We start from the raw sequence: 14,540 nt of genomic DNA, 5'->3' as shown, positions 1-14,540 counted from the left end.
AATGATATCATTTATATAACTACTTATGAATTACAAGGAGGAATTTTATTAATGGCATTACTCAATGTACGTGGCGGTGCTGGTGATATTACTAAGCCCGATCTTAATGCAAGACCACAAGATAATCTTTACTTAGCAGTGAACTCTGAATGGATTGAAAAAGCAAAAATTCCTTCAGACCGTTCAAGAATTAGTTCTTTTGATGGCATTGATTTGAACATTGAAAAGAGCTTAATGCAAGATTTTGCGGATTTTGCAGATGGTAAAAAGAAATTGCCAAATGTTCCTAATTTTGAAAAAGCAGTTGAACTTTACAAAATTGCTAATAACTTTGATAAGAGAAATGAAGATGGGGCAAAGCCAATTAAAGCTGACCTTGAAGAAATCACTAGTTTACGTAATTTAACTGACCTTAACTTAAGAGCAGCTGATTTTTACAAGAATGCTTTTGACTTACCAATCAGTGTGTCAGTTGATGCTGACATGAAGGATACTAAAGTTCATGTTGTGTACTTTGGCGGACCTGGTTTATTCTTGCCTGATACTACTACTTATGACAATCCTGCAGCAGCTGATTTATTGAAAGTATTACAAGATCAATCTGAAAACTTACTTAAGATGGCTGGTGTAAGTGAAGAAGATGCTAAGAAGTATGTAGAAGATGCTAAGAAGTTTGATAAGAAACTTTCTAAGGTTCTTAAGTCAACTGAAGAATGGGCAGATTACCCAGCAATGTACAATCCAATGCCTTTATCTGAATTTGAAGATAAGTTTGATAGCTTTAAGATTGACAACTTCTTAAGTAATTTATTTGCTCAAAAGCCTGAGAAAATTATTGTCACTGAACCAAGATTCTTAGATCATGTTGAGGAATTAATCAACGAAGATAATTTTGATGAAATTAAAGGCTGGATGGTTGTTAAGTTTATTAATGGTGTAGCTGCATATCTTTCTCAAGACTTCCGTGAAGCTGCTTTTCCATTTAGTCAAGCTTTATCAGGTCAACCAGAATTATCTTCTGGTACTAAGCAAGCTTATCGTTTAGCTAATGGTATGTTTAGCGAAGTAGTTGGTGTTTACTACGGTCAAACTTACTTTGGCGCTGAAGCTAAGGCTGACGTAGAAGATATGATTCATAAGATGATTGACGTTTATGAAAAACGTATCTCTGAAAATGATTGGCTATCTGAAGATACCAAGAAAAAAGCAATTGTTAAGTTACGGGCTTTAATTTTGAAGATTGGTTATCCAGAAAAGATTGAAGAAATCTATGATCGTCTTCAAGTTGTCCCTGAAGCAGAAGGCGGTAGCCTTTACTCTAATGAAAGTGCAGCTGCTGTAGAATCAGTTAAGTATAATCTTGAAAAATTAACTCAACCGGTTGATCGAACTGTATGGCTCATGCCTGGTAACTTAGTAAATGCATGTTACGATCCACAGAGAAATGATATTACCTTCCCAGCCGCAATTTTGCAAAAGCCATTCTATGACTTGAAACAATCTCGTAGCTTAAACTACGGTGGTATTGGTGTTGTTATTGCACACGAAATTTCTCACGCCTTTGATAACAACGGTGCTAAATTTGATGAATTTGGTAACTTAAAGAACTGGTGGACAGACGAAGACTTTGAGGAATTTAAGAAACGTACTCAAGCCGAAATTGACTTATTTAACGGTATTGAATATGGTCCAGTTACCTTGAATGGTAAGCAGATTGTTTCTGAAAATATTGCTGACCAAGGTGGTTTGACTGCTGCTGTTGAAGCTAATAAGGGTGAAAATGGAAACATGAAGGAAGTATTTGAAAACTTTGCTCGTGTTTGGGCAAACAAGCAACTTCCTGAATCAATTAAGACACAAGTTTCAGTTGATGTTCATGCTCCTGGTCCTGAAAGAGCTAACGTTCAATCACAATGCCAAGAAGAGTTCTACAGGGCATTTGATGTTAAGCCAGAGGATGGTATGTGGTTAGATCCAGAAAAACGTGTTGTGATTTGGTAAAAAAATAAAAACTAATTTTAGAATCAAATGGCGAAAGCTGTTTGGTTCTTTTTTCATTGTTTGCAAAAAGAAATTATTAATAATATTATGAATTGGTATTCTTATCACTTAAGACAATATTCTTAATTAGAAAAGGTTAAAAATGTTAGAAAAAATAAAAACTAATAAATTTTTCCAATTCATCTGGCCATATTTATTAATCATCTTGGCTACAACCATAGTCATTTCACCGCAGCTAATCTCACACACTATCTTAGCTAGTGATGACACTGCTGATACCTTATTTCACTATAGTCGCTTTTATGATGCAGGGATGCAGCTTAAAAGTGGAATCTTTAGCATTTTCCAAACAAATTTTACTTTTCAGCAGAGCGGAAGAATTATTAATGCCATTTATGGGCCACTTTTCGCCTACTTTAACGGGATTTTAGTTATTATTGCTGGTAATTGGTTTAACTATCAAGTTATCTTAGCCTATCTAATTTCTTTGTTGGGTGCTGGCAGTATGTATTACCTCCTAAAGCAGGTAGGTATTAATAAGCACTTAGCTACTGTAATGGGAATTATCTATATTAACATTGGGATGATTCCAGCTTTTATCAATCGTAGTTCTTTTAATGGGTGGGGACAGGCTCTAATGCCGCTAGTTGTTTTATGCGGCGTTCGCATGATTAGCAATAAAAAACAACCAATTAACTGGATTCAGTTAATGATTGTGATGAGTCTGCTTATCCAAGTCCATGTCTTAAGTACCTTAATGGCAGTCTTGTTACTAATTCCATTCTTTATCTACTCTTTAATTATTAACAATAATTCTAAAAAAGTTTGGATACCCTTTATTAAGGCAGTTTTAGGAACCGTTGTCTTATCAGCAAATGTAATTGGTGCATTTTTAGTTTTAATGCCTACAAATCACCTTTCTGCAACTACTGAATTTGATTTATCGCGTGGCGGATTGCGACCACATATGCTTTGGCACAACGAATATGGAACAGCATTTGCTTATATTTTGCCAATTTTTGTCCTATTGATTATTGCGCAATTTATCTATGTTGTCATGCACTATAAACGAGATAAGCTAAATACTTTTGTAACCATTTGGGGTACGGTCTTATTAGGCTTATCTTCATTTGTTTTTCCATGGGGACTAGTTCAAGGAGTTTTCCCAAGCTTAAAATCCTACTTTCAATTTCCATTTAGATTAACAGTTGTGGCATATCCATTGATTTTACTAGGGATGGCTTTAACGGTTAACTACTTACTAAAAGAGGGAGTTAAGCCAAAAGCAGTTGGCATTAGCTTGGTAACAATTTTACTTTTAGAAGCAGCTGTGCCAAATATAATTACCAACTACATTTTCACAGTTGCTTGTCAAAAAGATGCACAAGTTCAAGTTGTCGCTAAACAATCAACCAGTGACAAGATGCTAGAAATGTTGAAGTGGCATTATTTACCAGACTATTTACCAACGAAAGATAAGTCGATTGACCAAAATGCAGCTTATCTATATAAAGTTAATGTTGTTGAGCGATACCAAAAATTTGATCACCGAGTTACTAAAAATGGTGATTTAGTATTATCTTGGAAGGCTAATAAAGATAATAAAATAGTTTTACCTGTTGTGCTTTACACGCAAAGTGAACTAACAGTGAATAGTAAGAAATTCTCCGGCGCTAAAAATGTAATTGGAAATCCAATTGTTGATCAAAAAGCTGGATTAAATCGCGCTATTCTACACTTTGCAGTGCCGAGCTGGTTCTATGTGATAAGTGTAATTTCATTAATTTCTTGGCTTTTAGTTATTGTATTTTCACTATGGAAAAAGTTTATAAATAATAAAGACAATTAAAAGATATTTAATTCATATACAAAAGCAGTTCCTTAATAAGTTCAATTTATTAGGAAACTGCTTTTTGTTTGTATGGGTTATTTACGATTAATATCAATTTATTTTTCAATTAATACATGGCTATAGAAAGCTCGTTATGTTATCATTTAACTGTAAGAATTGAAACCGCTTTCTATGGTTTCAGAGGAGGAAAAAAGTTGAGTACACAAGAACGTTATTCTCATGATGAGTTAAGAAAAGCTAACAAAAAATTTAGTCGGGTTCGTTCTACTATTGAATCTGCCTTTTATGGTAACAATGTACACGAAGTAACTAGTGTTGCTGAAGCTTATAATTTAGCTAAGAAACAATCTGGTGTTATCGAAACTGACCTACCAATTTTACATACTAAAGAACTCGGTTTACCACAGGGTGCAAAGCAATTAGTTTATAATCACGGTAAAATCTTGGGTAGAACAGCAAGTGCACGTCACTTTGTAGATGATCCAAAAGAGGATCCTGAAGCATTAGCAGGAAATTTACGTGAAGATATTTATAAGGGCCATGATCAAAAATTCTTAAAAGCAACAGTTTTAGTAGGATTAGATCCAAGCTTTACTGTTAAAGCACATATTATGATGCCAGAAGATCAAGCCTTTAACTTGCTCTCCTATATCTTGAACTTCCAATTCTTTGATGAAGAAGCTGAAAAGATCTATAAGAAGTCGAAATTATATGATGAAGGAGATATTTACTTCTACTTTGATCCAAATACACAAGATGAAGACTATCCAAAAGGCTTTGGTGTCTTTGATGCTCCCCATAACTGTGCTGCAGTCTTTGGCTTACGCTACTTCGGTGAATTAAAGAAGGGTACTTTAACTCTTGCTTGGGCTATGGCTCACAGAAACGGTTATACTGCTTGTCACGGTGGTGAAAAGTCATTCCACTTTAAGGATAAGGATGATAAAGTATTTGCTTTCTACGGCTTATCTGGTTCAGGTAAATCTACTTTGACTCATGAAATGTATGATGGTAAATATGATATCACTGTTTTGCACGACGATGCATTCATTATTTCTCGTGAAGATGGATCTTCAGTAGCATTAGAGCCTTCATACTTTGATAAGACGCATGACTATCCAGCAGGACACCATGAGACTAAGTACTACACTACAATTATGAACTGTGCAGTTACTCAAGATGAAGATGGTAAAAAAGTTATTGTAACTGAAGATCTTCGGAATAATAATGGTCGTGTTATTAAGACACGTTATACTTCACCACATAGAGTTGACTATGAAAATGCACCAATCACTGCCTTATTCTGGATTATGAAGGATGGTTCTTTGCCACCAATCTTAAAGGTTGATGATCCAGTTCTAGCAACTACCATGGGACTTACTTTAGCAACTAAGAGAACTAGTGCTGAAAACTTACCAAAGGGCTTTGATATGAATACTTTGGTAATTGAACCATTTGCGGATCCATTCCGTGCTTACCCAGTATCTGGTGACTACTCAGACTTTAAGGAATTATTTACTAAGCGTGGAGCTTCTTGTTACATTCTGAATACTGATGCATTCATGGGTAAGGATATTCCAAAGGAAGTAACTAAGAAGCTAGTTGAAGATCTTGCTAACGACACTATCAAAGACAGTGACTGGAAGCAATTTGGTAACTTCAAGGGTGTATCTTACTTGCCAATTGAAGGATATGAAGTTCACTTAGATGACCCTGAATATCAAAAGACTTTGGCTAAGAGAATGCAAGATCGGTTAGACTGGTTGAATAAGTATGATGAAGAACACCCTACTCAACCAATTCAAGAAGAAGCTAAGAAGACCTTGGAAGGTATTATTAAGGAATTAAATTAGTTAAACATAGTTAGAAATCCTCTTAAAAATTTTTATATTTGAACACTAAAAAGGCATCCCGACAGGGATGCCTTTTTGTTAGCTATTAACTTGTGTTACTCTTTTAGTTCTCCTTCGGCTTGAAGCTTCTTTTTAATATCTTCAAATTTCTTAGGAGGGATGCGAGTAATATGTTGTCTTCTTTGATTTCCTAGAATCAATGGTACACGTTCAATGACTGTATCTGCATAATCTAAGCCAAACCATGAAGCAGGGTTGGAGGAAAGATTTTGAAGCCATACACGTGCTTCAACTAAGAATTTTTCATAACTTCTAAGTTGTGTTTGTGGACTAATTACATCGTTAACGATAACGAATGAGAAGTCACCAACATCTCTACCAGGAGTAGTAGTGTATTCCTGTGGTTGAGATTCAATAGTTCCATCTGCAATCAAGTCGTGAACAATTTGACGCAAGTAAACATTCACGCTAGTTTGCTGCTTAAAACCAAGGAAGAGCTGAACGTTAATAACATTCTTTGTACCGTAAGTGTTAACAGCATATTCAGCAGTGAATGGTTCATTGGTTACGTTAACTGTTACAAACCAATATGCTCGTGCTCGCTTAGGACGTTTATCTAAGATAGAGTAGAGAATTTCTCGCTTAATAAACTTATTGTACTTAACTTTTGCCATATAGGCTAAGTTAGTCGCAAAAGTAGGATAATCTTCGTCGTGACTTAAGTTCGTCAACATATCAACATATTCATCAAGACGGACATAAGCGTTACGTGATTCACGCTTGTCTCTAATTTTATTACCATAGTACCAAACGTACATAATGATACCGATGAATCCGGCAATAACTAGTGAAACGTAACCACCGTGCATGAATTTACTCAAACTGGCTAACATAAACATTACATCTAAGAAACCAAAGAAAATTAAGAAGAGCCAATTCCAAATAGTATGAACGCCCTTCATTGCCAGCCATTCATAGAGCAGAATTGTTGTCATTAACATTGAAATGGTAATTGACAAACCATAAGCTGCTTCCATGTGCGCTGAGGTTTGGAAGAAAAGTACGATTGCAATAGTTGCTGCACAAATCATTTTGTTAACTGAAGGAATATAAATCTGTCCCTTTTTAGTGGAAGGATACATAATATTCATTCTTGGTAAAAATTTCAAACCACTGGCTTCAGCTACTAAAGTAAATGAACCAGTAATCAAAGCTTGTGAAGCGATAACAGCTGCAATAGTTGCTAAAACAATCGCAGCTAAACGAATGTTTTGTGGAATAATTTCGAAGAATGGGTTGAAATCACCATTTCCCGCATTGTAGTTAGGGTTGTTTAAAATCCAAACACCTTGACCGAAGTAGTTAAGTGACAAACAAACAAAGACATATGGCCAAGAACCGATAATATTCCCCTTACCAACGTGACCAACATCTGAGTACAAAGCTTCAGCACCAGTAGTAGCAAGGAAGATAGAACCTAAAATGAAGATTCCAGCCTTGTTATATGGACTGAATAAAAGTTTAATTGCGTAGTATGGATTAAGAGCTTGCAAAATTGAAAGGTCACCCATCATATTCATTAATCCAATTACACCTAAGAAGGTAAACCAGATAAACATGATTGGACCAAAAGCCTTACCAATAATACTTGTTCCCATTCGTTGAATTGAGAACAAAAGCAAAAGAATTACTACTGTAATCGCAATAACAGTTCCCTGAGTAGAAACCGGAACGTTACCATGACCAAATTCAATTCCTTTTAATCCTTCAATCGCAGTCGTAACAGTAACTGCAGGCGTTAAAGTACCATCAGCTAAGATGGCCGCTCCACCGATTAAAGCAGGAAGAATAAGCCACTTAGCTCGTTTCCGGACCAAAGTATAGAGGGCAAAAATACCACCTTCACCATGGTTAGTAGCTTTTAAGGCAATAAAGACAGTTTGCAAAGTTGTTAACAGGGTAACTGTCCAAAGTACTAAGGAAATAGAACCTACAATAAAGTCGCGATTTACGTTCGCAATTCCGCCGTTTCCGGCAACAATTGATTTCATAACGTATAGCGGACTTGTTCCGATATCTCCGTAGACAATACCAATAGCAATCAGTAAGCCTGCGGCTGATATATTTTTCCGTGTTTTTTCATTCATTATTATATTCTCCCAATAAATAGCCAAATAGCTAAATATTCAATAACGTAAAAAAGAATGCCGAAAAGACATTCTTTTTTTTAAACATATCTATTTTCATCTATTTGCGCAAGAGTTGCAAGTATCTGCAAGCGATTAATTAAAAATATTTATTTCAATTTAGTTCTTTGAATTGATTTAATATTTTGTGAGCCTAGGATTAATGGAACTCGTTCAACTACTGTATCAGCATATTCTAATCCAAACCAAACAGCAGGATTAGAAGATAAATTTTGAAGCCAGACACGACTTTCAACTAACCACTTTTCATAAGTATTTAATTGAGTTTGTGGACTAATCACATCATTTACAATTACAAATTTAAAATCTCCAACGTCACGACCGGGAGTCGTGGTGTATTCTTGTGGCTGAGATTCGATTGTACCATCTTTAATTAGATCGTGAACTATTTGTCGTAGATAAACATTAACTTTTTGCTGTTGCTTAAAACCTAAATATAGTTGAACGTTAATCACGTTTTTTGTGCCGTAAGTATTGATTGCATATTCGGCGGTAAAGGGTTCGTTAGTTACATTAACAGTGACAAACCAATATGCATGGGTCCGTTTTGGACGTTTGTCTAAAATTGAGTAGAGTATATCGCGCTTGATAAACTTATTGTACTTAACCTTAGCCATATAAACTAAATTTGTTGCATATAAGGGTACACTATCATCATGACTTAAATTACTTAGCATAGAAATGTATTCGTCTAAACGCACGTAAGCATTTTTAGCTTCGCGTCTATCACGAACTTTGTTACCAAAATACCAAATATACATAATTGCACCGATAAAGGCAGCAATAATTACTGTTACATAACCGCCATGTAAAAACTTAGCTAAACTGGAAATTAAAAACATACTTTCAATTGCACCGAACAAAAATAGAAAAACTAAGCGTAACAAGATGTTAACTTTTTTTAGAGATAGGTACTCAAAAAGTAAGATTGTTGTCATTAACATGGTGACCGTAATTGCTAACCCGTAAGCTGCCTCCATGTGTTCTGATGTCTTAAATAAAAAGACAATTCCGATTGTAGCAACGCATAGCATTTTATTAATAGAAGGAATGAAGATCTGTCCTTGTTCAGTGGAGGGATAGATAATTTTCATCCTTGGTAAAAATTTTAAGCCACTTGCTTCTGAAACTAATGTAAAAGATCCGGTAATTAGAGCCTGAGAAGCGATAATGGCTGCTAAGGTAGCTAAAATGATGGCAAAAAATTTCCACTGACTTGGAAGAGCTTCAAAGAAAGGATTAAAGTCGGTATTACCAGCATGATAGTTGGGATTTTCTAAAATCCATACTCCTTGACCAAGATAGTTCAAAGCTAGACAAATAAAGACGTAAGGCCAAGAAGCCATGATATTGCCTTTTCCTACGTGGCCTACGTCTGAATAAAGTGCTTCTGCCCCTGTAGTTGCTAAAAAGACAGCTCCTAGGATTAAGACACCAACCTTATTTGCTGGGCTAAACAAAATTTTGACTGCTAACACAGGGTTGAGAGCCTCAAGGAGCGACAAGTCATGACTTAGGTTCATAGCACCAGTTAAACCTAAAAAAGTAAACCAGATAAGCATAATTGGCCCAAAAGTTTTTCCAATTATACTAGTTCCCATTCTTTGGATGGAAAATAAAAATAAAAGAATGATGATGGTAATAATAAGAACACTTTTTTGATTAGGAACGGGAATATCATTGCCAAATCTCATGTTTTTAAGACCTTCAATTGCTGTCGTGACAGTAACTGCAGGTGTCAGTGTGCCATCTGCAAGCAAGGCAGCTCCACCAATTAAAGCAGGAAGAACTAACCATTTGGCCTTTTTTCTAACTAAAGCATAAAGTGAAAAAATACCACCCTCACCATGGTTAGTCGCTTTAAGAGCAATTAGAACATACTTAACTGTTGTTAAAAGAGTTATTGTCCAAAGAATAAGAGAGATAGATCCGACTATATATTCTCTGTTAACACTAGCAATTCCTCCATTTTCATTCACAATTGCCTTCATAACATAGAGAGGACTTGTACCAATATCGCCATAGACGATTCCAATTGAAACTAAAAGGCCAGCTAGAGTGACCTTTTTTCGTACACCATTATTCATATTAAAATTTCCTAATAAAATAAAACATAATGACATTTTAGATAAATAAAAAAGAATGTATTAAAACAATACATTCTTTTTACTAGCACTATTTTGTTCCTTTAGGATTCAATATGCAACTAATAATTTGTGATTTTTTTATGAAAGAGTTTGCTTAATTTCGTTACGACGATCAGTGTACCATTTTTCCCAATCTTCGTAAGTTTTCATATTTTGTGGATCTACACCAGTTTGCTTTTGGATGTTGTTAAGCATATCCAAGAAACGATTTGCATGGATATTTAATACGTGTTTAACTAAATTTTGACGGCTGAAAGCCATATTGTTAGTTAAGTATGTATTAATTTCAATAACATCATGATTACCATCGTAAACATCCATAATTTCAAGATCGCTTTCGTCAAATTTTGAAATATAGAAGTTAGCAAATGTCTTTAAGTAATCTGGTTGTTCTTTAAATTCAGTAGCTGGCATTTCTACACGATTTGCCTCTGGCATAAATACTTCAAATTCTTCTTTTTCTTGAGTTTCTTCGGTGTTCTTCTTGTCTTCAGTCAAAGTTAAGAGCTCCTTTACTGTCTAGCTGTACAAAAATTCAATATAATCTTACATTGAATTACAATCAAAAGCAAATTTTATAGGTCTTATTTAAAGTTTTCTACATCTTGTTTGGTGTAAGAATCAATTGTAGTATGGCCACTATTAGCAGCTGATCTCATGAAGTCAACAACTTTTTGGTCAGACCATGAACTAGTATCAACACCAATTGAACTTAATTGATTACGAGTTTGAGAAATTACTCTGCCAGTAACTGTTTGACCATCGATCATCATACTATCGCTACTTGAAGTTGATGAAGAATTAGTATTTGAATTGTTGTTATTAGCTGCAGTGTTGTTGCTTGAGCTTGTTGCACTAGATTTTTGGCTTGCAGCACTATTGTCTTGAGAGTTTGAACTATTTGAATTGCTTGAACTATTGTTAGAGTTAGAACTAGTGTTGTTGTCAGTATTACTACTGTTTGATGAGTTAGAAGTTTGCTTGTTTGAAGTAGTAACTTCATCGTCATCATTAGCATCTAAGTTATCAGTGTCAATGTCATCGTTAACATTTTCGCCATTTAATTTTGCATTAGCAACTTTGCGTAAATGTTTAACGTTCTTCTTTACCTTCTTATAATACTTACTATTAATGTAAGGTAAATCTAAAATTTGGTCGCAAGATTTAACTGCTGCTTGGTAGTCACCATCTCTGTAGCTTAGTTTAGCCTGTTTGTATAATGGGTTAATATCATTAGTGATATGATCTTGAACGTTGTCAATTGTCTTGTAGAGTTTAGAAGCTTGCTTAGTCATTACTGAGTAGCCGTTAGTCTTGTTGGCTGCTTTATCTAATTCACCTAAGGCATCTTTAAATTCATATTCTCTAACTTCTTCTTGAGCATCCTTCATGTCGCCAGCTTGATCTGCATAAGCTTTTGATTCAGAAGTAGCTTTTACATCATGTGCATCTTCAAATTTTTCTTCAGCTGTTTCATATTTTTGACTAGAAGCAGCATCTTTTCCTTGATTCATATAGGTGGTGTACTTGTCGAAACCACTATTAGATGAATTATTTGATGATGTGTTTGAACATCCAACTGCTAAAAAGGTAATGAAGAATGCCGTAATGGCAACTCCGATTTTTGATCGTTTCATCATTTTTTCCTCCTATAAAAATGAATTTATCTTACTTAAATTATACCAAATTCACGTATGAAAAATTTGTTGAAAAAGTGGCACAATTTTTTGAGATAAATCGTTAGTAATAGTGTAAGGCAATTCACCGGTGCTGACTTACAAAAAATTAATTATCAGTTTGATTATTAGAGGTATAAAAATGGAATTTATTTTAAAAGATCAATCAGTTCAATTTACTTTTGCGGGTGAAAAATATAGCAAGGGTAAGAAAAGTAGAATTTTAAAAAATGTCAAGAAGCAAGCTAGTGCTGAAGAAGTAATGAAGGTGGAAAATGCCATGTCTAAGTTACAAAAAGACGATGGTATTAAAACTGCTAGACTAATTTCGTATTCAAATATTCAAGCTTAAGAAAAACACATAAATAAAGAAAATTTAGGGGAAATAAAAAATGACTACTACTAAAACATTAAGACTTACATTTAAGAATGCTAAAAATAAGAAAGTAAATCTATCTTTACCTGATGCAGCAGAAAACTTGACTGAAAATGAAGTTAAGGATGCTATGAACAAAATGTGTGAAGCTAACTTATTTGCAAAGAAAGAAGTTGATCAATATCAGACTCCTTTATCTGCTCAATATGTTGAACGTACAGTTACTTCTGTGTTTGATGATAGTGAAAAGAATTAGGACGATATTTTTTGAGATAAGAAACTTGATTAAGTTATTAAATAAACTCTTAAAAGGGTAATGCTTCGGCATTACTCTTTTTATTTTGAGATGAAAGTATGTAATTTAGGTTACTTTTTTATTTCAGAATGTTTGTTCGGTTGTATCTGGCAACTTGCCAAACTACAATAAAGGGTGTATGTAAATTGGAAGGAGTTTAAGTGATGAAAAAACGAACATTCACTGGTATTGCTACCGCGGCACTTATAACCACTGCCGGTATATCAGTTACCAACAACCTTAAACCAGATAATCCTTTAAAAACTGGTGAAGGTACTGTTCAAGCTGCAACCTATCAACAAGAATTTTTAGATAAAGCTATTCCAGCTGCTACTACCGCATCATCTAAGTATGGTACTTATACTTCAGTTATGCTTGCTCAAGCAACAGTTGAATCAGCTTGGGGTCAATCAAGTTTGGCTCAAGAACCTAATAATAACTTATTTGGTATTAAAGGCTCTTACAACGGTCAGTCAGTAAATATGAATACTGGCGAATACGGTAATGGTGGTTACTACACTACTAATGCCAGATTTAGAAAGTATCCATCATATACTGAATCATTTGAAGATAATGGTGCTTTATTACGTAACCAAATGGGTAATTATTACTCTGGTACTTGGGTAGAAAACTCAAATAACTATGCTCAAGCAACTCAAAATGGTTTACAAGGTAAATACGCTACTGATCCAAATTATGCTAAGACGCTTAATAGTGTGATTGCAACTAATGGTTTTGACAAATATGATCCCGTTACACAAGTTGTTAACGAAAATCGTACAGTTGCACAAACAACACCAGTTATGAGTGCACCAGTTGATCCTAGTGTTGGTACACAAGTAGATACTGCAAGAGTTGGTCAAAACGTAAATGTTACTAAGTATATTACTTATAACAACGGCGTAAAGCGCGCATTTATTGGTAACGGCTGGATTAATGCACTTGCATTTAGCCCAATTACTAATAACACTACTGCTAACACTGCCACTGCTAATACTAATAATAGTAATAAGCAAACTACAACCACTACTAACAACCAAGCTAGCCAACCAGTTAAGACTCCAGTCCAAACTACGACTTTGAAGGTTAAATCAGAAACTAAGGCAGCTCAACCAGTTAAACAATTAGCTACTTCATTAGCAGCAACTCCAGCTAAGAAAGAAGAAGTTAAAAAAGAGGCTGTTAAAGCTGAACCAGCTAAGACTACCCCTGTAAAAGTTGAAGCTCCTAAAGCTGAAAATAAAGAAACTAAGACTGCTATCCCAGTAGTAAAGACTACTGAAAACAAGACGACTAATACAGTTAAAAAGGTTGAAACTCCAGTAGTAAAACCAACTGAAACTGTAAAAAAGGAGACCACTCCAGTTGTTAAAGCAGCTGAAGTTAAAAAAGCTGAAACTCCAGTGGTAAAACCAGTTGAAACTGTGAAAAAAGAAACAACTCCAGCTGTTAAGAACACTCCAGTAGTTTCAACTAAAGAATTAGCTAAAGTAGTTGAAGCTCCAGTAGTAAAGCCTAAGAAGGTTGAAGTTAAGGAAGTTAAGACTGCTCCAGTAACTACTAGTGCTAAAACTGTTGTAAAACCAACTGCTTCAGTTGTTGAAAATATTGCACCAGTACAGAGTTACCAAAGCGCCGTGTCTACAGCAGGTGCAAATAATAACTATGATACCCAATGGATTAGTACTAATACTGCTCCAAAGAGTGCATCTACTGTTTTAGTTAAAGTAACTAAGACTACGCAAGTATTATCAGGTCCAGATGGTCAAAAGCTAGACCAACGAGTTGAAGTTGGTAGTGAGTTCGTAGTTATAGCTTCAAAATATGCCGGCGGCAACTTATATTATGAAATTAGTAATGGTAAATGGATTATGGCAAAATATACTACTCAAGAAGCACAAGTCACTGCAAAATCTGGTGTATTGACTATTAATTCTAAACCAGACTATGGTGTGCCAGTATGGCGTGTTCCAGGCCAAGATCAAATTTCAGGTAAGTTCTTGAAAGACGGTTCAAGTTGGAGATACTTTCGTGTAGCTAATGTTAACGGACAAACTTGGTACGACCTTGGTGGAAATCAATGGATATCTGCCAAGTCAGTACTAGTTCGTTAATTTATAAAAGATTAGATTG

Annotated in this window: 10 protein-coding genes; 6 read left to right on the top strand and 4 right to left on the bottom strand. The window is 34.9% G+C overall.

What is annotated here, in order from left to right; translation table 11 throughout:
* The first annotated feature begins 51 nt into the window (after positions 1 to 51).
* The 3 genes from HMPREF0528_RS06605 (at position 52) to HMPREF0528_RS06595 (ending at position 5,706) form a co-directional block, all read left to right on the top strand.
* Positions 52 to 2,001 (top strand): M13 family metallopeptidase, encoded by a 1,950-nt coding sequence (locus HMPREF0528_RS06605; protein ID WP_004896070.1) that lies wholly within the window; start codon positions 52 to 54, stop codon positions 1,999 to 2,001.
* A gap of 142 nt (positions 2,002 to 2,143) precedes the next feature.
* A complete protein-coding gene (locus HMPREF0528_RS06600; protein WP_004896068.1) occupies positions 2,144 to 3,850 on the top strand; it encodes a putative glycosyltransferase family protein in 1,707 nt (568 codons plus the stop codon).
* A 197-nt stretch (positions 3,851 to 4,047) separates the two neighbouring features.
* On the top strand, positions 4,048 to 5,706 hold the full coding sequence (locus HMPREF0528_RS06595) for a phosphoenolpyruvate carboxykinase (ATP) (RefSeq protein ID WP_034525291.1): 1,659 nt from the start codon (positions 4,048 to 4,050) through the stop codon (positions 5,704 to 5,706).
* A 95-nt stretch (positions 5,707 to 5,801) separates the two neighbouring features.
* Here the strand turns inward: HMPREF0528_RS06595 and HMPREF0528_RS06590 are convergent, their stop codons facing one another.
* From HMPREF0528_RS06590 to HMPREF0528_RS06575, 4 genes are all read right to left on the bottom strand, one after another.
* Positions 5,802 to 7,853 carry a KUP/HAK/KT family potassium transporter gene (locus HMPREF0528_RS06590; protein WP_004896064.1) on the bottom strand — a complete coding sequence of 684 codons (2,052 nt, stop codon included), beginning with the start codon at positions 7,851 to 7,853 and terminating at the stop codon, positions 5,802 to 5,804.
* A gap of 149 nt (positions 7,854 to 8,002) precedes the next feature.
* Positions 8,003 to 10,000 carry a KUP/HAK/KT family potassium transporter gene (locus HMPREF0528_RS06585; protein ID WP_004896062.1) on the bottom strand — a complete coding sequence of 666 codons (1,998 nt, stop codon included), beginning with the start codon at positions 9,998 to 10,000 and terminating at the stop codon, positions 8,003 to 8,005.
* A 138-nt stretch (positions 10,001 to 10,138) separates the two neighbouring features.
* The gene (locus HMPREF0528_RS06580; protein ID WP_004896060.1) at positions 10,139 to 10,558 is read right to left on the bottom strand and encodes a hypothetical protein; all 420 of its coding nucleotides are present in this window, start codon (positions 10,556 to 10,558) and stop codon (positions 10,139 to 10,141) included.
* Positions 10,559 to 10,644: 86 nt separating this feature from the next.
* A complete protein-coding gene (locus HMPREF0528_RS06575) occupies positions 10,645 to 11,697 on the bottom strand; it encodes a hypothetical protein (RefSeq protein WP_034525289.1) in 1,053 nt (350 codons plus the stop codon).
* A 181-nt stretch (positions 11,698 to 11,878) separates the two neighbouring features.
* Here HMPREF0528_RS06575 and HMPREF0528_RS06570 point away from each other — a divergent pair, with 181 nt between their 5' ends.
* The 3 genes from HMPREF0528_RS06570 (at position 11,879) to HMPREF0528_RS06560 (ending at position 14,521) form a co-directional block, all read left to right on the top strand.
* Positions 11,879 to 12,088: a DUF1659 domain-containing protein gene (locus tag HMPREF0528_RS06570; RefSeq protein WP_034525288.1), complete on the top strand. Its 210-nt coding sequence runs from the start codon at positions 11,879 to 11,881 to the stop codon at positions 12,086 to 12,088.
* A 40-nt stretch (positions 12,089 to 12,128) separates the two neighbouring features.
* Entirely contained in the window at positions 12,129 to 12,368 is a 240-nt protein-coding gene (locus HMPREF0528_RS06565; RefSeq protein WP_004896056.1) for a DUF2922 domain-containing protein, read from the top strand.
* A 203-nt stretch (positions 12,369 to 12,571) separates the two neighbouring features.
* On the top strand, positions 12,572 to 14,521 hold the full coding sequence (locus HMPREF0528_RS06560) for a glycoside hydrolase family 73 protein (RefSeq protein WP_004896055.1): 1,950 nt from the start codon (positions 12,572 to 12,574) through the stop codon (positions 14,519 to 14,521).
* Positions 14,522 to 14,540 lie beyond the last annotated feature (19 nt).

This window comes from Lactobacillus johnsonii ATCC 33200 (assembly GCF_000159355.1).
GTDB classification, from domain to species: domain Bacteria; phylum Bacillota; class Bacilli; order Lactobacillales; family Lactobacillaceae; genus Lactobacillus; species Lactobacillus johnsonii.
Note: the sequence above shows the minus strand (reverse complement) of the source record. Positions and strands in the feature narration are given on the sequence as shown.